This window comes from Chryseobacterium sp. FG46 (assembly GCF_057809135.1).
In genome coordinates this window covers 42,365-65,776 of the sequence record NZ_JBMDJJ010000008.1, presented here as the reverse complement: position 1 = coordinate 65,776, position 23,412 = coordinate 42,365, and the positions used below count along the sequence as shown (strand labels likewise).

Sequence of the window (23,412 nt, the reverse complement as noted above, 5' to 3'; positions counted from 1 at the left end):
TTAAAAAATTAAAAGATTAAGAGATCCGGAAATTCAGAATATAATTCTCAATTTCTTAATCTCTTAATCTCAAAAATGTAAAAATTTATTTATTTTCTTTTTAAGATCGCGTACACTTCTATGGCAAATCCTATAACAACAAATAAAGGTGCTATTCTGATTCTTCTGATAGAAAAGATACCGTCATTCCATGAGTCAGGATCAAATTTTCCATCTACCGTATTGGCATCCGGTCCCATCATCAGTAGAAATCCTACTACAATAAATGCTAATCCTATCAGCATCCATTTGAAATTCTGCTGTCCGAAATAGAAAGCGTTTTCCTGTGGCACTTCAGCTTCATGTCCAAAGTCTGAAGCGGAAAATTTATTTGTTTTTTTGCTCATTATTAAGAGTAATATAAATCGTCAACGTTTGATTTTAAGAATCTCCATGTAGCGAAAATCGTACTTAAGACAGAAATAAAAATTCCAACACCAAGTACGAGGATTACTAACCAGAAGTACTGGTTGTTGTCCTGTACGAAAGCAGAGCCAATCTGACTTGTGAAATAATACCAGACTCCGCCCAAAGCAAGAAGACCTATTACAGAACCGATAGCTCCTAAAATAATAGCCTCCACAATGAAAGGTTTAAGGATAAATCTTCTTTTCGCTCCTACCAGCTGCATTGTTTTAATAATAAATCTCTTCGAGAATATTTTAAGACGGATAGAATTATTGATCAATACAACCGCTAATATCAGGAACAGAATTGAAAATCCTAAAATCCATTTCAGAATTCTGCTCAGGTTATTGTAAACATCCACCATCAAAGTACTGTCATTTTTAACATCGATAATCCCCGGAACGGATTTGATCTCTTTGATGGCTTCATCAATTTTTGCGGGATCCACGAATTCTGGTTTTAAAGCAACTTCAATTGAAGATGGGAAAATATTTTCTTCGAACAATGCATCACTGTCGATTCCCATAGTCTTTTTGGCTTCTTTAGCCGCCATATCTCTTGAAATATAAGTTGCTTTTTTTACAGGAGCTAATAACTGTACCTTTTTAAAAGTTTCTTCCTCCAGTTTTGCAATTTTTACAGAATCTTTAGCGTCATAGTTTTCATCAAAGTAGGCGTTCACCACCAACTGTTCTTTGATATAGTCAGAATACTTCTGGGCATTAATCAGAATAAGCCCCATTAATCCTAACAAAAATAACACTAAGGCAATACTTATCACTACTGTAATATTGCTGGACCGAAGCCTTTTCTTATTAAATTCATCTACAGATTTAGCCATTAATATTAAAATTTTTGGCTAAAATAGAAAAAATCTTCCGAAATTTGGGACGAAATAAAGAAAATCACTGTTAATAAAATCATAAAAAACTTTGAGTGTAAAAGCAAAAAAACATCTTGGACAGCACTTCCTGACAGATGAAAATATCGCAAGAAAAATTGTAGAAGGTCTTAGTTTTGAGAACTATACCAACATCATGGAAGTAGGTCCCGGAATGGGCGTTCTTACCAAATATCTTCTTGAAAAGGATCAGAAGATTTATCTTGCCGAAATAGATACAGAATCTATCGAATATCTGAAAAACAATTATGCAAAGGTAACTGAAGAAACTTTTGTAGGAGATTTCCTTAAGCAGGATTTCAGTTTTATCAAAGATGATCAGATTGCGATCATTGGTAATTTCCCTTATAACATTTCTTCACAGATCCTGTTTCAGATTGTAGATCATTACCAGCTAATACCGGAAATGGTAGGAATGTTCCAGAAAGAGGTAGCGGAAAGAACAGCTGCTGTTCCGAGAACTAAAGATTACGGTATTCTTTCTGTTCTGATACAGGCTTATTATGATGTATCTTATATGTTTACGGTACATGAGAATGTCTTCAACCCTCCGCCAAAAGTAAAATCGGGAGTGATCAGGCTTACAAGAAACCCGAAGGAAGGGCTTGCAGGCAATGAAGTTCTGTTTAAACAAATTGTAAAAACAGGCTTCAATCAAAGAAGAAAAAAGCTGTCAAATGCTTTAAAAATGCTCAATATTCCGGAAGCCTTAAAAGGACACGAGTTTTTAGATAAAAGAGCGGAAGAACTTAGCGTAGCAGATTTTATTCACTTTGCGAATCTGTGGAAACAAAATCAATAAACAATCATTATCAGCTCCTTTACGGAGCTTTTTTGTTGAATACATTATAATAAGATTATTCATTAAAAAGCAGAAAGCCTTTCAGATTTATTCTGAAAGGCTTTCTTTTATAGTACATTATCAATTTTAGTTTCTGTTCTTCAGCATGATCCATCCTGACCAGTTCATCTGAGCTTTTGATTTTGGATACTCAAAGTTGAACTTGTACCAGTATGTAGCGGTAGGAAGTCTCTTACCACCTACTGTTCCATCCCAGACAGGATTTTCTTTTGAGAACCTGAACATTTCCACTCCATATCTGTCATAGATAGAACCGGTAAAGTTTTTAAAGTCTCCAAGAGCTTTAAGATCCAGCACATCATTGATTCCGTCTTCGTTCGGAGTAATGATATTATTGATCTGTAAAGTAAAGAATTCAAGAGAGCCCACACAATGTGTTCCTACTCTTCTTACTAAAACAGTATAGTTTGTGTTGTCTAAAAGATTCGTAAATACATTAGAATCCTGCCATGTGATACCACCGTCAAGAGAATATTCCAATGTGCTTGGCGTATTGTTCATTGGCGGGTTTTCGGCCGTAATTGTTACTGTCTTTTTGATGCTTTCATAATTTAAAGCGGTAACGAAAGGAGTTGCAGCGCCCATTACTTTAGCTTCAAAAACTTTCTTACAGATACCGTTATCAATTTCCACTGAGTAGATGCCCCATTGGTTTACATTAATTTTCTGCGTTGTAGCACCTGTACTCCAAAGATATTTATAACCATCACCAGCTCCTGCATCCAGCGTTACAACATCACCAACACACATTTCAACATCTTTCAATGTAGAGGTAATTTCTGGTGTTACTTCAATTCTAATCGTTGCCGGATTAAGAGATTTACAGCCTTTTGCTCCAAGCGCATATACTGTAAATGTGGTAGTCTGGTACAGAGTAACGGTCTGCATATTGCCTGTTCCCATGAAATTGCTCCAAAGATAAGTATCTCCACCTTCAGCGGTAAGGGTTACGGATTCTCCCGGACATATTTTTATTCTGGAAGCTTTTACTTTAGCGGTTGGCGTTGCTTCTTTCTGTAATGTCAATTCTACAATTTTGCTACAGAATCCTCCATTGGAAACCAGAACATACAAAATCTGGCCATCGTTACCATTATAGTTTAAAGGAGTCTGAATATAGTTGTTATTCTGTGCAACAGCGTCCGCCTGATTTTCGTAAAATTTAAAGATAGCTCCTGGTGTGGGGCTGATAGTAGATGTAATTGTACTCAAATCAAAAGTAGTAATATCCGGTGTGGTACAAAGCAGCAATGTTGCATCCTGAGCCTGAGGTGTTGTTCCTCCGTGAATCTGTATGGAAGCTTTACCCGGACATGGGTTACCAGGAACACTTACCTCGATCGTATAAGTACCGGGCTGTATTGCAGTAATGGTATTGGTTGTAGCATTCGGGATTGGTGCTCCATTAAAGAACCACTGGTATACAAGGTTAGGGTCATTTACAGAAGCTGTAATGACCTGAGGTACATTATCACATACATTAATATCTGAAGGCAATTTGGTTCCTGCAGGATCTAAAAGATCTACCCCGATATTGAAAGATCCTCCTTCAAGGAATACTGCAGAATCATAACTGTGGTCACTATAATCGGCAATTACCATTTTGAAGTGATATTGCTGTCCTGCCACTACTGTTGCTGTGGCAGTTAATGGAATTGTTCTTCCATTAAAGTTGGTTTCAATATTGGCAGTGTTATACCCTCCAAAATACTGTTCGTTTACCGCACCACAGCTGGATCCGATTGCAGGGTGGATATTGGTAATACTTACCGGTCCTGCTCCTCCCGGAAGTACGGCCATATTTACATAAGGTCCCCCTGAAGTAGGTTTCAATAAGATAGCAAATGCATCTGCAAAGGTACAAGGGAATGAACCTGTATATTCTTCTGAAGCGATCAGATAATTAAATTTAATCTGGCTGGTTGTTGGAACGAAGTCAAACTCCAAAAGAACAGCATCATTCAGTCTGCTTTCCACTACCCCAATCACCTGTGCAAGATCAGCATCTGATCCTCCACCGTTAATATCACTAAGCCCACCTTCAAAAGTGTTACCAGCTCTTCTTGCATACCCTGTGGAAAGAATAAGCCCATCTTTAAATGGAAAATTGGTGGCAGCCTTATGAAAATATCCCCATGCTCTGTTTGCATCACTTGCAGCATGATTCGGAGTAATCTTTACATTGGTTACATTGGGAGTAAGACAGGTATTGGTACCGGATGAGATCAATACATCTTTAACCATTTTTTCAATAGTGTAAGCGGTTTCAGGATACTGCGGCGCGTTCACATCGATAAAAGCCCCTGCTCGTCCGGACAGATTTGAAGCAGTTTCTTTTGCTTGTTTTCGTGGCGGCAGATTTTGTGAAAATAAAAAAGTCGAGATGACTAAAAAAAATAAACAAAGCGGTAGATATCTTCTCATAATATTTTTGTTTCAACAAATTTAATTTTTTTTTAAATATATCATACACATATTTGTATTTTTTACTGTAAAAAACCAAAGTAAAAACCTTTTACAGTAAATTTTCATTAATCAACCCCTATTCGGAAAAATGATAATTGGTGTGGCAGCATTGCATTACAAATGCATTTTAACATATTTTCCACTTATTTCAAATAATTCACAAAACACAATAGCATTTATTCATCAAAACAAAAAAAATCTTTCATTAATGAAAGATTTTTTGTCAATTTTATTTTATAAAAACGTTTAATTTCTGTTCTTTAAAAGAATCCAACCGGAGCGTTGTTCCATTTTTTTACTTGCGGGATTTTCCCATTGTACTCTGTACCAATAAGTAGCGGTAGGAAGATTAATTCCTTTTAAAGACCCTGTCCATATAACATTTCCTTTACTGGCTTTGAATACCTCAGCTCCGTATCTGTCGAAAATAGAGGCCGCGAAGTCTTTGTATCCGCTTATTCCGGTGAAGTCGATGGTATCATTTACCCCATCCATATTAGGAGTAATGGCATTACTGACAATGAAGGTAAAATAATCCAGTGAAGTACCACATTTAGCACCTTTCACTCTTACCATTACGGAATACATGGTATTATTTAAAATACCCGTAAACACATTTGATTCGTGCCATGTCAATCCTCCATCGATGGAATATTCTAAAACTCCACCTGTAGGGTTACTCGCCGTAAGCGTAAGAATATGATTATCATAAACAATATTGGTAAACTGCGGCAGATCAGGATTAATAAGCTGTGCCGAGAAAGTTTTAGAACAAACTCCATTACTGATTGTCACAGAATATGTTCCGGGAATATTAGTGGTTATGGTTTGAGTGGTTGCCCCTGTACTCCATACATAAGTATAGTTTGGCCCTGCCCCTGCATCCAGAGTTCCTTTATCTCCGGCGCATACAAACACATCTTTTAAAGTAGAAACGATTGCCGGAACTACTTCAATTTTAACTTTAGCCGGGTTCACAGAACTACATCCGTTTCCTCCCAATGCATATACTGAATATTCTGTTGTAGCCGTAGGCGTAACTACCTGAGTGTTTCCGTTTCCTGTAAGACCTATCCAGTTATAAGTAATTCCTCCTGTAGCAGTCAATGTTACAGATTCACCTTCACAAATTTTTAATTTAGATGCGGTAAGACCTGCTATTGGCGGACCTACCTGCACTGTGACAGTTGCCGGTGTAGCAGAAATACATCCGTTTGCTCCAACAGCAAACACCGTATACACAGTAGTTGTAGTAGGCGAAACAACCTGGGTGTTTCCATTTCCTGTAAGACCATTGCCCCAGTTATAGGTTACTCCTCCGGAAGCGGTAAGGGTTACTGATTCTCCAATACAAATACGAGGTTGTGATGAAACTAATGCAGCAACCGGTTGTACCTTATCTTCCTGCACTGTTACTGTTGAAGTAAAAGTACAGCTCAGGTTTCCTGGTTGTGATACATTGGTAACTGTTAAAGTATATGTTCCGCCTGCACTTACAACAGGGGTAAGCGTATTACCTCCTGAGACAATAGTTCCGCCGGTTGTTGTCCAAACAATTGTAGACCCTGCAGGCACAACAGATGCTGAAGCATTGAGCGTAATCTGCGGAGTTGTACAGGTAATTGTTTGTGGTGCTGCGATAGTAAGCGTAGTTTGAGCTGTGCTTAATAATTGCAGAGATACTACATAACTGCAGCCTCCGTTGCTAACTAATACATAAATTGTCTGGCTACCTCCCGGAGGTGTATATGTTGTAGGTGTTACAATAAAGTTTCCATTAGCCGCATTGGCATCAGCCTGATTGACATAGTAAGTGAAAGTTACCCCTGCAGTAGCTGTGATCTGAGGCTGAGCTTCAGTAAGATTATAAGTTAATCCTGGCTGGTAACATTTATGAAGTATTGCATTTTGTGCTGTAAAAGGTTCTGATACTTCTATTGTTATCGTTGCAGGGTTTTGAGAGACACAACCATTCGCACCCACCGCTGTTACGGTATAAGTAGTTGTCACAGTAGGTGAAACAACTTGTGTACTTCCGTTTCCTGTAAGCCCATTACCCCAGTTATAGGTAGCTCCTCCTGAAGCGGTAAGTGTGGTAGAATCTCCTTTACATATTTTTATTTTGCTGGCCGTAAGCCCGGTAACCGGTGGAGCGCTGTTTCCTGTTACGGTGACAGTTCCTACCGCTGTACAGCTGATATTTCCGGGCTGATACACTTTTGTAATGGTTAAAGTATAAGTTCCTGCAGCGTTAATCACAGGATTTAAAGTAGTTGCTCCTGAAACAATATTTCCTCCTGTAGTTGTCCAGTTAAAAGTAGCGCCTGCCGGATAAACGGAAGCAGATGCATCCAGTGTAGTCTGAGAGTTAGCACAGGTAAGTACTGCCGGAGGGGCAATGGTAGGTATCATTTGTGGCGCTTTTACCAGTTGCAGCTGTGCTACTTTTGCACAGAAACCATTGGCTACTCTTACGTATACTGTTCCTCCTGCACTCGGATAAGCTGTTGAATTAGGAATTGTGTTTGCATTTCCTGCATTAGCATCTGCCAAAGTGGTATAGTATGTAAACACAGCTCCCGGAGTATTGCTTATGGAAGCTTGTGCTGATGTTAAATTAAACGTTGCATTTCCGGCTGCATAACAGGCCGTTAATGTAGCATTCTGTACCGTAGGAGACGTCCCGCCTACCACAGTGATAGTAGCCTCTCCCGGGCAGGTATTTCCCTGGATGAACACCTTAACGGTATATACACCAGGTTGTGTTGCGGTGTAACTTGCATTGGTAGCTCCTGCAATCGGATTGGTACCCTGATACCACTGATATGTTATATTAGGTCCCTGAACAGAAGCTGTAAAAGTCTGTGGTGTATTATCACACATATTTACAGAAGCAGGAAGCTGTACGCCTGCCGGATCCAGAATTTTTACTCCGATATCGAATGATCCTGCTTCCAGAAATACTGCTGAATCAAAGTTGGGATCCTGATAATCCGCAAGCACAATTTTAAAATGGTAGGTTTCTCCAGGAATTACAGTTGCTTTGGCAGTAAGAGGAATGGTACGTCCGTTAAAGTTGGTTTCTATCTGAGCTGTATTGGTACCTCCGTAATAGGCTTCATTTACAGGTCCGCAGTTTTGATATTGCGGGTGTATATTCGTTACGCTTACGGGTCCTGCTCCTCCGGGAAGCACTGCAAGATTGGTATAAGTAGGATCAGATGCCTTTTTTAACAGCAAAGCGAAACCATCTGTAATAGTACATGGGAAGTTTTGCTGGTATTCTTTAGAAGCAAATAAATATCTGAAAGTAATTTCAGTAGAGGCGGCTACAAAGTCAAACTCTATAGAGGTTGCATTGGTTAGGTTATTGTTAGCAATCCCTAATGCGTTCGCAAGATCTGCATCTCCTCCGGTTCCCAGATCATCACTTAAAGTTCCCTGAAAAGTATTCCCGGCTTTATTGGCATAACCGGTTGAAAGTATAATCCCTTTACTGAAAGGAAAGTTCGTATTTGATTTATTAAAGTATCCCCAGCTTCGGTTCTGGTTGGTGGCAGACAGGTTCGGGGAAACGGTTACATTGCTTACCGTTGAACTGGTACAAGTGCTGCCTCCTGATATAAGAACATCATTGATCAGTTGAGTTATAGGATAGCCGGATTCCGGGTAGCTTGGTGCATTTACATCTATAAAAACACCTGCCCTCAAAGAAGCAGCTTTAGGTTTTGCAGCAATTTCTACCCTTCCTTTATTTTGAGCCAAAACAAAGTTCCCCATGAAAGTTAAAAATACTGCTAAAAATAAATTTCCTCTCCTCCTATTTAACATTTTATATTATTTTGAACAAAAATACTATTTTTTTTGATTGAAATTCAAGTTAACACAATTTACATTATTACTAACGCAAATTTATTTATATTAGAATATCAACTCTGTTTATTTTAAAATAATAAAAAAAGACTGACAAAATAGTCAGTCTTTCAGTTATAGTTTAATTATTCTATATTTTTAAGTAATATCCATCCGGTTTTTACAGTAAGCTCCTTGCTTGCAGGATCTTCAAAGGTTACCTGATACCAATATGTTGAGGTAGGAAGCTTTTTGCCCTGGAAATATCCGTCCCAATATGGATTGATCTTCGCTGCTTTAAACACTTCTCTTCCATACCGGTCGAAAACCTGTCCGCTAAAATCTTTATAATTAACCACACCGCTGAAATCAATGGTATCATTAATATTATCACCGTTTGGAGTAATTACATTTTTCATCACGAAAGTAAAGAATTCAAGGAAGCCTACACAGCTTGTAAATTTAACTCTGACTCTGATTGAAATGATTTTATTTTTAGGTACATTATTAAACACATTGGAAGACTGCCATGTCACTCCGTTATCTACTGAATATTCCAGAATCCCATTACTTGGGTTGCTTGCTGTAATGATCATTATTCCGCTCTCATTATAATCCACTTTTATCACTTCAGGGATTACGGCTTTGATAACCTGAGTTTTAAACTCTTTTGAACAAACTCCGTTACTTATCGTTACTGAATATTCTCCAGGAGTAGCTACTGTAATGCTCTGACTTGTTTCACCGGAACTCCACTGGTAAGTATATCCGGGACCTGAGCCTGCATCCAGAATGATTTTATCCCCCTGACAAATATGACCGCCCTTTAAGTTTGAAACAATAGCCGGTACTACTTCAATGGTAATACGCGCTGGCTGAAGAGATTTACATCCCTGTGCTCCGATAGCATATACTGTATAGGTAGTAGTCTGAGTTGGGCTTACCGTTCTTATTCCTCCGGTAGTGGCTGCAGAATCACTCCATTCATAGGTAACCCCGCCAGAAGCCGTTAATAATACAGACTCTCCGGCACATATTTTCAATCTCGGAGCGCTAAGTAAAGCGGTTGGCGTTTCTTCTTTTCTTAAGGTTAACGTAGCAATCTTACTACAGAAAGCTCCATTGGAAACCAGTACGTATAAAATCTGTCCATCTGTCCCGGCATAGTTGGTCAGGTTGGTAATGTAGCTGTTATTCTGAGCCTGTGCATCAGCCTGATTCGCATAGAAACGGAATACCGCTCCCTGCGTTGTACTGATCAGAGGTTTTGCTGTCTCCAGATTAAAACTGGTGATTGCAGGTGTTGTACAGAGTTTAAGTTCAGCATTCTGTACGGTAGGACTTGTTCCTCCAACAATTGTAATGGTGGCTTCACTTGGGCACTGATTCCCCGGAACCATTACTTTTACAGTATAAACTCCCGGTTGGGTAGCTACATACACAGCACTGGTTGCCCCTGGAATAGCTACTCCATCTTTATACCACTGATAAGTCATTCCCGGAATTGCTGCTACCTGAGCCTTCAACTGCTTTGGAGTATTATCACACATATTGATACTGCCCGGTAGCACTACCCCTGCTTCATCTACAATTTTAATTCCCACGTCAAAAGATCCTCCTTCAAGGAAAACAGCAGAGTCATGAGATGGGTCTTTGGCATCTGCCAACACCATTTTGAAATGATATGTTTGTCCTGGAATTACATCTGCAACAGCTGTTAAAGGCGTTGTTCTTCCAAAATAGTTGATCACTAAATGCGGATTCGCCAAAGCTCCAAAAAAGGTTGCATTGATAGGTCCACAGCTGAATCCATTTCCTTCAGGAACAATATTGGTTGCACTTACAGGCCCTGCACTTCCGGGTAACACAGCCAGATTAGTATAGGTAGGATCTCCAACTTTCTTTAATAAAAGTGCAAAGGCATCAGAATAGCCTAAGCAAGGATAATTAGACGTATATTCGTCAGAAACGAATATGTAGTTGAATTTTACCTGGTTTGAATTCGGAACGAAATCAAATTCTAGGGCTACTGCATCGGTTAAGCTGACATTCGCTCCGGTAGCTGCTACAAGATCCGCATCACTTCCTGTTCCTACAGATTGCCCTACAGCAGATACATAATTATTACCTGCTTCAGAAGCATATCCTGTAGTCAGGACAATACCATCCGTAAAAGGAAAATTGGTTGTTCCTTTATTAAAATATCCCCAGAATCTGTTGCTGTTTGTCACATCATGATTGGGAGATACAGTAACATTGGTAACATTGGCTGTGGTACAGTTGGTACCGCCATTGATCAAAATATTCTTTACCAGCTGCTCCGGCGTATAGTTTGAAGGAGTATAAGGAGGTACATTCACATCAATGAATGCTCCTGCTCTAAGACTGGCCGCAGAAGGTTTTATTCTCTCTGATTTTCTGACAGATTTCGTTTGAGAAAATGCAGAAGCAGAAATCAATAAAAAGGAAAAAAGGAAAAAATAGTTTTTTAGTCTATAAATTAACATTTTGTTTTCATTTGTTCAAATGTAGCAAAAATAATTATACTAATTCCTCATTAACTATTACTATTTTACAATTCATAACGTACATTCACAATAAATTTTTCTTATCATTACATTTTCCACAAATCATTAAACCTCAAAATTCAGACATAAAAAAACAGACCAGTAAAATTGATCTGTTTATATTTTAATTGCTATTATTCCGGCAGTTTATCATCTTTTTTCAGCTGATCTATTTCATTCTGCAACTGGGAGATAATATCCTTTAACGCTTTTATTTCATTCTTGTTCGAGCTTACATTGCTCTTGAGTATTACGTTTTTCGCTCTTTCATTGTGATCTTCTTCATCTTCTTCTTCGTTGATTTCCTCAATATCCTCACTGATTTCTTCAATATCTTCCTGGATATCTTCGATATCTTCGTTAATCTCTTCAATGTCTTCACTGATTTCCTCAAGATCTTCCTGAATGTCTTCGATATCTTCACTGATCTCCTCAATATCCTCCTGAATATCTTCAATCTTCTCGTGGCTTTTATTCACAGACATCTGAATGAAGATCGCAAGATAAATAGCTTCCAGGGAAAGTACCGTTGTGAGAATCAGAAGCATTTTATCAAAATCAACAATATTCAGCATCGGAAGTATAAACGAGGTAAGAAACAGCAGGGTATGCACAATCAGGGACTGAATAGATCCAATCCATGAAGTAATACTGTCCGCTATTTTTTCAAGAACTTCTTTTTTTTCGTTATATTTTTTCATCCTTTATATTTTTACAACAGTTCTTTGGTTACCCCTAATCCAAACAATGCAAAGTCATATTTCGCAGGATCTTTTTCATCAAATTTTCTGATGGCAATATCCAGCTCTTCTACCGTTTTCCAGTCATTCTGTGTTCTGAAAACCAATCCCAGTTTTCTGGAGATATTTCCGGTATGCACATCCAGAGGAATAGAAAGATATTTCTGATCTATGTTCTCCCAAATTCCAAAATCTACTCCCCTTTTATCTTTACGCACCATCCATCTTAAAAACATGATAATCCTTTTTGCAGAGGAGTTTTTATAGGGTGAACTGATGTGTTTATGGCTTCTGTGTTTTTCTGTTTCCAGGAAACCACTTCTGAATCTTTCTATAGCATGGAGAAAATTATTCTCAGTTTTTTTCACTTCAAATAAACTTTCCAGACTTTCATTTTCTTTATAAATTCTGCTAAACTGCCTGATGAAATAAGAAAAATCCTGTCCGTTGAACGTTCTGTGAATACTTTTATCCTGAATATTTTTCAGATCCTTTTCGGAATAATTCATCACAAAATCATAGGGAGAATTTCCCATAATATCAAGCATTTTATCCGCAGAATTAATGATCGACTTTCTGTTTCCCCAGGAGATTGTAGCTGCCAGAAATCCTGCAATTTCAATATCCTGCTTTAAAGAAAAACGATGTGGAATCTGTATCGGGTCATTTTCAATGAAATCCAGAGCGTTATACTGATCTGCTTTTTCGTTGAGAAAATCTCTGAGTTCTTCAAACTTCAACATATTCATTCTAAATCTTTACACTCTCCAATGCTTTTGGTAAAAATGTATTGGGAAATATTTCTCTCGCTTCATCAGTAAATACGGTCAGGTCTCCATATCTATTGGAGAAGTGGCCTAAAATCAACTTTCCGACCTGAGCTTTCTGAGCAATGGTGGCAGCTTCCAAAGCTGTGGTATGCCCTGTATAATCAGCCATTTCCTTCAAATCATGTAAGAATGTGGATTCATGATACAGAACCGTTACATTTTTAATAATAGGAATTACACTTTCCAGATAACGGGTATCACTGCAAAACGCATAGGATACCGATGGAGCGGGATCAACAGTGAGAATCTCATTCTTAAGAACATAGCCGTCGCTCAGTACAAAATCCTTTCCTGCTTTGATATTGTGGTAATCGCAGGTTTCAATTTCGCCGTACTTCGCAATCTCCTTCATATTAAGATGTCTGTCTTTCGGCTTTTCTTTAAAAAGATAACCATTACAGTAAATCCTGTGATCCAGCGGAATAGTATATACTTCTATCCTGTTGTCTTCATATATTTTTTCAGAATAATCTTTATCCAGCTCATGATAAATCACTTCAAAACCACGATGGGTTTCTGTAATCTGAAAAATGGTTTCCAGCATCTTCTTGATTCCTTTAGGACCATAAATATGCAAAGGCATATCTCTTCCCAAAAGACGGAAAGAAGCTATAAGCCCGGGAAGCCCGAAACAGTGATCTCCGTGAAGATGGGAGATAAAAATATGATTGATTTTTGAAAATCTTGCTTTTGCCTTTCTCAGCTGTACCTGTGTACCTTCTCCACAATCAATCAGGAAGAGTCTTTCTTCCATTTCCAGCAGCTGTGCTGTGGGTGATGTATTGATGGTCGGAATCGCAGAGTTAAAACCTAATATTGTTAAATAAGTACTCAAATCAATAATTTATGATAACAAATGTACAACAGAAAATCTAAATGGATGTTTTACCTTTAATATTTAAACCTAATCTGTCACTTTTAAAAAATCCATAAATAAGTCCAGTGCCTGTTTACGGTGACTGATTTTATTTTTATCTTCAGGATCCATTTCAGCAAAAGTTCTTTCATATCCTTCAGGGACAAAAATCGGATCATATCCAAAGCCTTTGAAACCTTTATTTTCTGTCAGTAAATTTCCATGAACTCTGCCTTCAAAATATTGAGCCCCGTTTTCATCATAGCAGCACAAAACTGTCACAAAGTAAGCCTTTCTGTTTTCAATTCCCTGCATTTCTGCCAATACCTTTTCGATATTTTTTGCGAAATCATGATCTCCAGCATAACGTGCAGAGAAAATCCCGGGTCTTCCATCCAAAGATTCTACTACCAGACCGCTGTCATCTCCCAGGCTTGGAATTCCGGTCTTTTCAAAACAATATTTGGCTTTGATCAGGGCATTGGCATGAAAAGAATCTCCGTCTTCCACAATTTCTTCGTGAATATTATAATCGGTAAGGCTTTTCACCACGCAATCACTTCCCAGGATCTGTTGGATTTCTTCTTTTTTATGTTCGTTGTGTGTAGCTACTAATAATTCCATTTCTATATTCATTTTCAATTTTACTTTTTATTGCGGTAACTTACATTTCAGCATAATGCACTTTGTACTTTTTCATAAACAAATAACAGAACAAAGAGAAAAGCACAATTCCAACAGCTAATACAAGCCATTCTGAAACATGAAGAACCTTTGCAAAACTCTCATCTTTACCATAAATTACCAATAACGAAAGCGTTAAGTTATTAAACGCATGCAGCAATATCGGCATCAGTAAAGACTTTGTCTTATAATAAACCAACCCCAGCACACAGCCCAGCATTACTGCACTGATAAACTGCCAGGGATTTCCGTGAACCACTCCAAAAATAACAGAGGCATACAGAATTGCCTTCCATGGTTCTACTCCTTTATTGATTAGTCCTTTCTGAATAATTCCTCTGAATATAATTTCCTCAAAAATGGGAGCCATAATTACCGTCATGATAATCATTATTACTGGATTATCAGTCAATTGACCCATCATTTGGGTAAAATATTCATAAAAGTCTCCGAAAAACGGTCCTGTAGTTGGAATCTGAGCAGCAATAAATTCAGAAATAAACATCATTCCTGCCATCATAGGAAAGATGAGAAGATAGGTGGAAAAATTAACCGATGATAAGTTGAAGTTAAGCTTCTTTTGAGTGGTCCTCCTTACGATGAAAAAATCAAAAAAAGCAATAGCTGTAAGAAACCCTACAGAATTCACCACCATGAAAAACCAGTCTTTCAATTCAATATTTTCCCGGAAAACAACCTTCCATAAAGTACTGAATAAAGAAACTGCCATTGTTCCCACGAATAATCCAACCACCAAAACAACACCGCCAAACCATGTGAACGTAAACTTCGGATATTTGCTATTTCCCATCCTTTCTCTGTAAAAGTTTATGAGAAACAAAGATAATTTTTTTGACTGCTACAGGCAACTAAAAAAGGAATTTCTTATTTTTGGCTCATCGTACTGAATACCATAATATCTCTATTGCAAATGGCTGTATCTACAGTGAAAATCCTACAATTATTCATTCCTTCAAACCCTTCTAACTCTTCACTCTCCCACCTGAAAAGCATTGTTGCAATTTAAATTTGAAAACCTCGTAAAAAATCACGATTTTTGCAACTTCAAAATACGATATGTCAGACTTAATCAAAGAAATACAAAAAAGAAAGACCTTCGGGATCATTTCCCACCCGGATGCCGGAAAAACAACCCTTACAGAAAAGTTACTTCTTTTCGGGGGAGCGATCCAGGAAGCGGGTGCGGTAAAATCCAACAAAATAAAAAAAGGAGCTACCTCCGACTTTATGGAAATTGAAAGACAGAGAGGAATCTCTGTGGCAACTTCCGTATTGGCTTTTGAATACAGAGATCATAAAATCAATATTCTCGATACTCCTGGTCACAAAGACTTTGCTGAGGATACCTACAGAACATTAACTGCTGTAGATTCCGTAATCGTTGTGATAGACGTTGCAAAAGGGGTTGAGGAACAAACTGAAAAACTGGTTCAGGTTTGTAGAATGAGAAACATCCCGATGTTGGTTTTCATTAATAAATTAGACCGTGAAGGTAAGGATGCCTTCGATCTGTTGGACGAAGTGGAACAAAAACTGGGATTAACAGTTTGTCCGCTTTCTTTACCAATTGGTATGGGAAGCGACTTCCAGGGAATTTATAATATCTGGGAAAACAACATCCAGTTATTCTTAGAAGAGAAAAAACAAAAGGTTGGAGATTCTATTAAGTTTGATGATATCAATGATACTTCCATTGATGATGTTATTGGTGAAAAAGCCGCAGCAACTTTAAGAGAAGAGCTTGACCTGATCCAGTCTGTTTACCCTGAATTTAACCGTGAGGATTATATGAAAGGAGATTTACAGCCTGTATTCTTCGGTTCAGCTTTAAATAATTTCGGGGTTCGTGAATTATTGGATGCTTTTATTGATATTGCTCCTATGCCGCAGCCAAAAGAAAGTGATACCCGCCTGGTAAAACCTGAGGAAAGCACTTTCACAGGATTTGTTTTCAAAATCCATGCGAATATGGATCCTAAGCACAGGGACAGACTTGCTTTCGTAAAGATTGTTTCCGGAACTTTTAAAAGAAACGAAAATTACTTATTGGTAAGAGAAGGCAAGAAAATGAAATTCTCCTCTCCCAATGCGTTCTTTGCTGATAAAAAAGAGGTGGTAGAAGAAAGTTTCCCTGGTGATATCGTTGGTTTACATGATACAGGAAGTTTCAGAATCGGAGATACGCTTACAGGTGGAGAAAAGTTAAGCTTCAAAGGGATTCCGAGCTTCTCTCCAGAACATTTCCGTTATATCAACAACAATGATCCGTTAAAAGCCAAGCAATTGGCGAAAGGTATTGATCAGCTGATGGATGAAGGAGTTGCACAGTTGTTTACCCTTGAAATGAACGGAAGAAAGATTATCGGAACTGTAGGTGCCCTTCAGTATGAAGTTATCCAATATCGTTTAGAGCATGAATATGGTGCAAAATGTACTTATGAACCGTTATCCATGCACAAAGCCTGTTGGGTAGAAGCTGACGAAAAATCTGAAGAGTTCAAAGAATTCGCAAGATTAAAACAGAGGTTCCTGGCGAGAGATAAGTACAATCAATTGGTATTCCTTGCAGACTCTTCTTTCACCATTCATATGACGCAGGAGAAATTCCCGAATGTGAAATTACACTTCATCAGTGAGTTCAGAGAAAATTAAGAAGTAGACAGGCAATTCGCGAAAAGGCGAAATTGTTCACAATACAGATCCGCAGAAGTTTTTTTCTGCGGTTTTTTTTATAAAATATCGTATGAAACCACCCCGGCAAAAATTCTTCGAATTTTTGCCACCCCTCCGGAGGATGGGAATTTTTAGATTTCCGAACTAATATTTAGTGAAAAAACAAAGCTTTCGAATCATTTCAATACCCCAAAATCAGAAAAACACTTTGTAAATCTTTTGTAAAACAAATACAAAATCCTGAAAATATACAAGTTACTATTTTACCAGCACAATACATTCTATTTACAATCTTTACAAGAACTTCCCTTCTAATTTTACTTCATCAAAAAAATTAATCTTATGAAAAAGTTCATCTTACTCGCTGCTGTAGCAAGCACTTTCATTATGTGTAAAAAAGCGGAAGCTACACAGGATAAAATACATGAAGCCATCCATTCTGCAGACAGTGCTGCCACAGTTGCTACAGAAACTATTGATCATGTCAGTAAAACGGCTGATAAAGTTCTGGACTCGGCCAGTATTAAAATAAAAGATTTTGAGAATACTAAAAATGACATCCAGCAAAAGATAGAACACACCTCCAAAATGGTGGATTCTTTATCTGATAAAATTGCCCATACAAAACTGGAATCCAAAATAGATATAAAGGACTCCCTGGAGAAAAGATCTGAAAAAATTGCCGTAAAAGCTCCGGCTCCAAAGGTTATTAAAGAAACCAAAATTATTTATAAAGACAAGCCTGTAAACGACAGCTATGAACTTAATATGGCTAAAGATAAAATGGTGAAATCAGGATATATTGCCATAAAAGCGGAGAATGCAGAAACAGTAAAGGAAATCATCAGAGAAGAAGTCAGCAGAAATAACGGTTATATCAAAAGTGAAAATCTTTCTTATGTGGAATCCGCATATCTTCATGGAGAGAATCAAAAAGTATACAGCCTGGATATTAAAGTTCCTATCCGGCATTTTGATGATTTGATAGATGCAATCAACAGCAATGCGGGAGATATTGATACGAAAGATATACAGGTTTCAGGACGAAACTACGCAGACAATACCATCTGTACAATTAATGTGAATATCAGTGACCAGGGTAAAACAGAAACAGAACCTAAGAGCTTCGGTGGAAAATCACTGGCTGCCATTGAATCCGGCTGGAATGTTATCACTTCCATATTTCTGTTTATCCTACCATTATGGCCTTTATTTCTTATTGCCGGCATTGGATACTATTTGTATAAAAAGAAGAATAAAAATACGGCTGATAATGATTCTCATTAGTTTTTTAATATTTTTTTAATGAGGTTTAAAACGGATGTTCGATTCTTATTTTTAATTTTATCAAACATTCAACGGAAGTATTTGCTTATTAGAAAAATAACTCTTAACTTTAAGTGTAAGCAAAATGCAATGAATCTTCGATAAGATAAGGTTCAAAAATAAATTTGGAAATTTTATTTCATATATTAATATTTTGTGATTTGGTGTAAAATAAGGCCCTCATATTGAGAGCCTTATTTGTTTTATTTCATATTCACTACTTTATCTACAATAAACTTTGTGTTTCCTCTCCACGGAAGTGCTCCATTGTACTCTTTGTAATGCAGGTCAAAAGTTTTACCGCTGTTGGTTTCCAGTTGTTTGAAAACTTCGGGGTCATCTACAGAAAATTCAAACTCATAGCTTGTAATAGTTCCTGTTTTTCCTCTTCCAAAGCCTTCCTGAATCAGCTTACCTTCAAAGGTTTTGAAGACATAACCTTTTTTCATAGCATAGTTCAGGTATCCGGATTTTACTCCTTCTCCAAAAACGAAATAGTACTTATACCAGACAAACACGCCCAGTAACAGCAGCACGACACCAAGGGTGATCCACAAAGATTTTTTCATAGGTTGTGAGTTTTATAAAATGTTATTTTGCAATGCTTCTGGAAATCACGATCTTCTGAATTTCAGAAGTTCCTTCATAGATCTGAGTGATTTTCGCATCTCTCATTAATCTTTCTACGTGATATTCTTTCACATATCCGTATCCTCCGTGGATCTGTACTGCTTCAATAGTAGTATCCATTGCCACCTGAGAAGCGTATAATTTTGCCATAGCTCCGCTTTCAGAAATATCTTTTCCTGCATCTTTCTCACAAGCTGCTTTGAAACATAACATTCTTGCAGCCGTGATCTGAGTAGCCATATCAGCCAATTTGAATGCAATCGCCTGGTGGTTGATGATTTCAGTTTTGAAAGCTTTTCTTGTTTTAGCATATTTCAATGCCAGTTCGTAAGCACCTGAAGCAATACCTAAAGCCTGAGAAGCAATACCAATTCTTCCTCCGTTCAATACTGCCATAGCAAAGTTGAATCCGAATCCGTCAGCACCAATTCTGTTTTCTTTTGGAATTTTTACATTATTAAAGATCAAAGAGTGAGTATCACTTCCTCTGATTCCTAATTTGTCTTCTTTCAGTCCGATTTCAAATCCTTCCCATCCTCTTTCAACGATGAAAGCATTGATTCCTTTATGCTTTTTCTCAGGATCTGTCTGTGCAATTACGATATAATAAGTAGCTGTTCCACCATTGGTGATCCAGTTTTTGATACCATTTAAAAGATAGTAATCTCCTTTGTCTTCAGCAGTCGTTTTCTGAGAAGTAGCATCAGAACCCGCTTCCGGCTCAGATAATGCAAATGCTCCGATTACCTGTCCGCTGGCCAGTGGAGTAAGATATTTTACTTTTTGCTCTTCAGAAGCGAATTTTTCAAGACCGGCACAAACCAATGAGTTGTTTACAGACATTACAACAGCTGCAGAAGCATCCACTTTTGCAATTTCTTCCATGGCAAGCACGTAAGAAACGCTGTCCATACCTGCACCTCCGTATTTTGGATCTACCATCATTCCTAAAAGTCCCATTTCTCCCATTTTCTTCACCTGTTCTGCAGGAAATTTCTGGTCACGGTCTCTTTCAATCACTCCAGGTAATAGTTCGTTCTGTGCAAAGTCTCTTGCTGCCTGCTGAATCATCAGCTGTTCTTCCGATAAATTAAAGTCCATAAAAAAAATAATTAGATAGCCGTAAATTTACACTTTTTAAGCAAATCTGAAAAAATAAATTAAAAGTGGAAAAAAGGCAGGTTTAATGATAATTGATACGCATTTCGGGATCCGGGATAATGCGTCAAGAAGACAATATAAAATACATGAAGAAAAATAAATCCTTATAAAAGAATAATTAAAAATATAAAATCCCTATTTCAGAGCTTCCGGCCTCCTTTTTGATTCAAACTGTTATGGTAAGCATTTAACTAATTCCTAATTATTACCTTGAGAGGGTTTCAATTAAAAAAAATGCTTATATTTAAATTTCTTTATAAATTACGTAAAAAATCATGACGATCAAGAGATTATTCGATATTCCACACTATGCTTTAGAAAAATATCCTAAAACGGATATGTTTGTAACAAAATATCATGGCGAGTGGAGAAAAACTTCTACACAGGAGTTTATTAATGAGGGAAACAAGATATCCAGGGGATTATTGAAGCTTGGGATAAAACCAGGGGACAAAATTGCTTTGATTACAACCAATTCCCGCACAGAATGGGCAATTATGGATTTCGGGCTTTCTCAGATCGGAGTTGTTTCAGTACCGGTTTATCCAAGTATTTCTTCTGAAGACTATGAATTCATTTTCAATAATGCTGAAATTCAGTATTGTTTTGTTTCTGATAAAGAGCTGCTGAATAAAGTAATGAAAGTAAAACATAATATCCCAAGTTTACAGGGAATTTTTACTTTCGATAATATCAGTGGAGCGGCCAACTGGAGAGAAATTCTTGACTTGGGTAAGGATGAATCTACGCAAATTGAAGTAGATGATCTTTCTAATGCGATCAACACAGAAGATCTCGCAACAATTATTTATACTTCCGGAACTACGGGAAGACCAAAAGGGGTAATGCTTACGCATAATAATATTGTTTCAAACGTATTAGGAGCCATACCGAGAATTCCAAAGAGAAGAAGCCTGGATTACAAGGAGACGAGAGCATTAAGCTTCCTTCCTATCTGCCATATTTTTGAAAGAATGCTGTTCTATCTTTATCAGTACAATGGTTTTTCTCTCTATTTTGCTGAAAGCATCGAGAAAATGGGTGAAAACGTAAAAGAAGTGAAACCTCATTATATGACTGTAGTACCAAGGCTGGTAGAAAAGGTATATGACAAAATCTATAATACAGGATCTTCAGCAGGAGGATTAAAATCAAAAATCTTCTTCTGGGCGTTGAACCTGATCAGTAAAAAGAAAGTAATCTCCAAACCATCCGGACTTCAGGAAATCATTGCAGACAAGCTTGTATTTTCCAAATGGAGAGAAGGTTTAGGCGGCGAAATTGTGACTTTAGTTTCGGGATCTGCGGCATTATCTACAAGACTTAACCTGATGTTCCAGAATGCTGGTATTCCAATTCTGGAAGGATATGGTTTAACAGAAACCTCCCCTGTAATTTCTGTAAACAGCTTTGATAAAATGAGAGTGGGAACGGTAGGAATTCCATTGGATAATTTAAAGGTTAAAATTCAGGAAGACGGTGAGATTACCGTAAAAGGTCCTTCTGTATTCAAAGGATATTTTCAGAATGAAGAAATGACAAAAGAAGCTTTCACAGAGGATGGTTTCTTCAAAACCGGAGATATCGGACATATAGACAGCGACGGATTTTTACAAATTACCGACCGTAAGAAGGAAATGTTCAAAACTTCCGGAGGAAAATATATTGCTCCCCAGACTATTGAAAATTTAGCGAAAGCGTCAAAATTCATAGAACAGATCATGGTGGTAGGCGATGGTGAAAAAATGCCATGTGCTTTGGTACAGCCTGATTTTGAATTTGCTAAAAACTGGGCGATGAGAAACAATCTTACTATTGGTACTACACCGGAGGAGATTGCCAAAAGTGCTGAGTTGAAGCAGAGAATTGAAAAAGAAATCGAAGGCATCAATGAACACCTTGGAAACTGGGAAAAAATTAAAAAAATTGAGCTTACTCCTGAAGTATGGAGCATTGAAAGCGGATTGCTTACTCCAACTTTAAAACTAAAAAGAAAAGCAATAAAAGAGAAGTTTATAGCTTTGTATAATAAGATGTATGATCATCATGAATAAAAAAACAGAGGCTGTCCAAAAAGTTTGGGCAGCCTCTGTTTTTGTTGATTTTATTCGTACCCCTCCTATACAGGAGACATGTTCAAATATTCGATTATCAAGAGATGCATCTGCCTTTTAGGACACATTTTTTTTCATTGACAAGAAAATATTTTTTTCATCCTTTATAATCTCTTCAGACTGAAATGACGGGCCTCAGAAACACCGGAGGGTGCCTGTGACTGCACTGTTCCTGTAGCAGAATCAAAAGATCCCCTAAACATCGTTAAATAAACAACATCACCAGCAACTAAATTTACCAGGCAATGTAATGAAATAGGTGTATTTCCGGCTCCGGCAATAAGCTGTCCTATGTTTGCACGGCTACCAGCAATGAGGTTAACTGCAGCCGTTCCGTTTTTTGTAACACCCAGGTTCACTCCAATATAACTACTGGCACCTGTGGTTCCCCCTGCTCCGAAATAAGACAGAGCATTCACTTCATAGATACCTGTTTCATTAATGACAAAGCGGTTGTTTGCAGCGTCCCACGAAGCTGTTGAACCTTGATTAATCTGTACTTCAGAGGCTGTAAAAGGCAGCACCTGCGGAATACCTGAATTAAAGTTTGCTGTAGAAGGTAAGCTATAGGTAGAATTTGATGACATGCCGATAATGGTATTAATGGCATTACTTGGATTGACAACTATTGCTTCCCAGGTTACCGCGGCACCCGTATTACCGTTGCTAATCAGTATTGCAGCCCATCCCTGCCCCAATCCTATGGATGATACGGCAGAACCTGGCTGGTTATCTATCAGTTCACTTCCATTGGCTGCTATGTTAACATTAAAACTTCCTGTGTTTTTAATATAATATACGCGGCCTTTGATATGTCCCTGTGCAGGATAGGCAGCAACAGCTGCCGGCAGTGTTATGGTACCAACTGAGCTGCCATTATAGGCTACATAATAATCTGTAATAGTCATATTGTAATTAGCCGATACCAACCGGTATTGTGCTGCAAGACTTCCGTTAATTTCCAATGTACTTCCAGGAGTGACTGTATTAATACCAACATTCCCTAATTGCCCTAGCAGGCAATAACTTAAAAGAGATAAAAACCCCACTAACAATTTTTTCATGATATATAATTTTTCTGGTTGTGTTTAAATTGAATATCAGAATATCCAAATAATATCATTTATAAAAAACTCATTTTGAACGGATCAAAAGCTATAGTTAATGGATATGTCTGCTTTTATTGTAACCATAAAGCCTTACTTCCTATATCTCCTGCTGAAGCTCTGTCAGTTATTTAACCATTATACTTTTTCATTACAGTAAATATACAAATAAAAAC

The 23,412-nt window shown here is 37.7% G+C and carries 17 protein-coding genes; 4 read left to right on the top strand and 13 right to left on the bottom strand.

Going from position 1 to position 23,412, the window contains the following annotated elements; all coding sequences use genetic code 11:
• Positions 1 to 89: 89 nt before the first annotated feature.
• Positions 90 to 386, bottom strand: a complete 297-nt coding sequence (locus ACODR7_RS08055; RefSeq protein ID WP_076595659.1) for a DUF3098 domain-containing protein — start codon at positions 384 to 386, stop codon at positions 90 to 92.
• A 2-nt stretch (positions 387 to 388) separates the two neighbouring features.
• Positions 389 to 1,288, bottom strand: coding sequence for a cell division protein FtsX (locus ACODR7_RS08050; protein ID WP_488838569.1), 900 nt, complete (start codon positions 1,286 to 1,288; stop codon positions 389 to 391).
• Positions 1,289 to 1,379: 91 nt separating this feature from the next.
• On the opposite strand from ACODR7_RS08050, the gene rsmA reads away from it, so the two are divergent.
• On the top strand, positions 1,380 to 2,150 hold the full coding sequence (rsmA, locus tag ACODR7_RS08045; protein ID WP_110367606.1) for a 16S rRNA (adenine(1518)-N(6)/adenine(1519)-N(6))-dimethyltransferase RsmA: 771 nt from the start codon (positions 1,380 to 1,382) through the stop codon (positions 2,148 to 2,150).
• A gap of 126 nt (positions 2,151 to 2,276) precedes the next feature.
• Here rsmA and ACODR7_RS08040 read toward each other — a convergent pair whose 3' ends face one another.
• The 8 genes from ACODR7_RS08040 to ACODR7_RS08005 form a co-directional block, all read right to left on the bottom strand.
• Positions 2,277 to 4,634 (bottom strand): choice-of-anchor L domain-containing protein, encoded by a 2,358-nt coding sequence (locus ACODR7_RS08040; RefSeq protein ID WP_488838568.1) that lies wholly within the window; start codon positions 4,632 to 4,634, stop codon positions 2,277 to 2,279.
• Between the two features lie 288 nt (positions 4,635 to 4,922).
• Complete coding sequence (locus ACODR7_RS08035) at positions 4,923 to 8,507, bottom strand: choice-of-anchor L domain-containing protein (RefSeq protein ID WP_488838567.1); 3,585 nt, start codon at positions 8,505 to 8,507, stop codon at positions 4,923 to 4,925.
• Between the two features lie 167 nt (positions 8,508 to 8,674).
• Positions 8,675 to 11,035 (bottom strand): choice-of-anchor L domain-containing protein, encoded by a 2,361-nt coding sequence (locus tag ACODR7_RS08030; RefSeq protein ID WP_488838566.1) that lies wholly within the window; start codon positions 11,033 to 11,035, stop codon positions 8,675 to 8,677.
• Between the two features lie 194 nt (positions 11,036 to 11,229).
• A complete protein-coding gene (locus tag ACODR7_RS08025) occupies positions 11,230 to 11,796 on the bottom strand; it encodes a DUF1003 domain-containing protein (protein ID WP_136521827.1) in 567 nt (188 codons plus the stop codon).
• 11 nt (positions 11,797 to 11,807) lie between these two features.
• On the bottom strand, positions 11,808 to 12,578 hold the full coding sequence (locus tag ACODR7_RS08020; RefSeq protein ID WP_488838648.1) for a TIGR02757 family protein: 771 nt from the start codon (positions 12,576 to 12,578) through the stop codon (positions 11,808 to 11,810).
• Between the two features lie 7 nt (positions 12,579 to 12,585).
• A complete protein-coding gene (locus ACODR7_RS08015) occupies positions 12,586 to 13,500 on the bottom strand; it encodes a ribonuclease Z (RefSeq protein WP_488838565.1) in 915 nt (304 codons plus the stop codon).
• Between the two features lie 69 nt (positions 13,501 to 13,569).
• On the bottom strand, positions 13,570 to 14,145 hold the full coding sequence (rdgB, locus tag ACODR7_RS08010) for an RdgB/HAM1 family non-canonical purine NTP pyrophosphatase (RefSeq protein ID WP_410493710.1): 576 nt from the start codon (positions 14,143 to 14,145) through the stop codon (positions 13,570 to 13,572).
• Positions 14,146 to 14,185: 40 nt separating this feature from the next.
• The gene (locus ACODR7_RS08005) at positions 14,186 to 15,016 is read right to left on the bottom strand and encodes a CPBP family intramembrane glutamic endopeptidase (protein ID WP_488838564.1); all 831 of its coding nucleotides are present in this window, start codon (positions 15,014 to 15,016) and stop codon (positions 14,186 to 14,188) included.
• 266 nt (positions 15,017 to 15,282) lie between these two features.
• Between ACODR7_RS08005 and ACODR7_RS08000 the strand changes: the two genes are divergently transcribed.
• On the top strand, positions 15,283 to 16,878 hold the full coding sequence (locus ACODR7_RS08000; protein ID WP_076595668.1) for a peptide chain release factor 3: 1,596 nt from the start codon (positions 15,283 to 15,285) through the stop codon (positions 16,876 to 16,878).
• A gap of 363 nt (positions 16,879 to 17,241) precedes the next feature.
• The gene (locus ACODR7_RS07995) at positions 17,242 to 18,186 is read left to right on the top strand and encodes a DUF4349 domain-containing protein (RefSeq protein ID WP_488838563.1); all 945 of its coding nucleotides are present in this window, start codon (positions 17,242 to 17,244) and stop codon (positions 18,184 to 18,186) included.
• A gap of 242 nt (positions 18,187 to 18,428) precedes the next feature.
• Here the strand turns inward: ACODR7_RS07995 and ACODR7_RS07990 are convergent, their stop codons facing one another.
• Positions 18,429 to 18,794, bottom strand: a complete 366-nt coding sequence (locus ACODR7_RS07990; protein WP_488838562.1) for a hypothetical protein — start codon at positions 18,792 to 18,794, stop codon at positions 18,429 to 18,431.
• A gap of 22 nt (positions 18,795 to 18,816) precedes the next feature.
• A complete protein-coding gene (locus ACODR7_RS07985) occupies positions 18,817 to 19,956 on the bottom strand; it encodes an acyl-CoA dehydrogenase (protein ID WP_488838561.1) in 1,140 nt (379 codons plus the stop codon).
• 335 nt (positions 19,957 to 20,291) lie between these two features.
• Here ACODR7_RS07985 and ACODR7_RS07980 point away from each other — a divergent pair, with 335 nt between their 5' ends.
• A complete protein-coding gene (locus ACODR7_RS07980; protein ID WP_488838560.1) occupies positions 20,292 to 22,070 on the top strand; it encodes an AMP-dependent synthetase/ligase in 1,779 nt (592 codons plus the stop codon).
• Between the two features lie 164 nt (positions 22,071 to 22,234).
• Here the strand turns inward: ACODR7_RS07980 and ACODR7_RS07975 are convergent, their stop codons facing one another.
• A complete protein-coding gene (locus ACODR7_RS07975) occupies positions 22,235 to 23,194 on the bottom strand; it encodes a hypothetical protein (RefSeq protein WP_488838559.1) in 960 nt (319 codons plus the stop codon).
• Between the last annotated feature and the right edge of the window lie 218 nt (positions 23,195 to 23,412).

Coding starts and splice junctions, on each gene's coding strand:
- ACODR7_RS08055 (WP_076595659.1), bottom strand. CDS start 386: ATGAGCAAAAAAACAAATAAATTTTCCGCTTCAGACTTTGGACATGAA.
- ACODR7_RS08050 (WP_488838569.1), bottom strand. CDS start 1,288: ATGGCTAAATCTGTAGATGAATTTAATAAGAAAAGGCTTCGGTCCAGC.
- ACODR7_RS08040 (WP_488838568.1), bottom strand. CDS start 4,634: ATGAGAAGATATCTACCGCTTTGTTTATTTTTTTTAGTCATCTCGACT.
- ACODR7_RS08035 (WP_488838567.1), bottom strand. CDS start 8,507: ATGTTAAATAGGAGGAGAGGAAATTTATTTTTAGCAGTATTTTTAACT.
- ACODR7_RS08030 (WP_488838566.1), bottom strand. CDS start 11,035: ATGTTAATTTATAGACTAAAAAACTATTTTTTCCTTTTTTCCTTTTTA.
- ACODR7_RS08025 (WP_136521827.1), bottom strand. CDS start 11,796: ATGAAAAAATATAACGAAAAAAAAGAAGTTCTTGAAAAAATAGCGGAC.
- ACODR7_RS08020 (WP_488838648.1), bottom strand. CDS start 12,578: ATGTTGAAGTTTGAAGAACTCAGAGATTTTCTCAACGAAAAAGCAGAT.
- rdgB (WP_410493710.1), bottom strand. CDS start 14,145: ATGGAATTATTAGTAGCTACACACAACGAACATAAAAAAGAAGAAATC.
- ACODR7_RS08005 (WP_488838564.1), bottom strand. CDS start 15,016: ATGGGAAATAGCAAATATCCGAAGTTTACGTTCACATGGTTTGGCGGT.
- ACODR7_RS08000 (WP_076595668.1), top strand. CDS start 15,283: ATGTCAGACTTAATCAAAGAAATACAAAAAAGAAAGACCTTCGGGATC.
- ACODR7_RS07995 (WP_488838563.1), top strand. CDS start 17,242: ATGAAAAAGTTCATCTTACTCGCTGCTGTAGCAAGCACTTTCATTATG.
- ACODR7_RS07990 (WP_488838562.1), bottom strand. CDS start 18,794: ATGAAAAAATCTTTGTGGATCACCCTTGGTGTCGTGCTGCTGTTACTG.
- ACODR7_RS07985 (WP_488838561.1), bottom strand. CDS start 19,956: ATGGACTTTAATTTATCGGAAGAACAGCTGATGATTCAGCAGGCAGCA.
- ACODR7_RS07980 (WP_488838560.1), top strand. CDS start 20,292: ATGACGATCAAGAGATTATTCGATATTCCACACTATGCTTTAGAAAAA.
- ACODR7_RS07975 (WP_488838559.1), bottom strand. CDS start 23,194: ATGAAAAAATTGTTAGTGGGGTTTTTATCTCTTTTAAGTTATTGCCTG.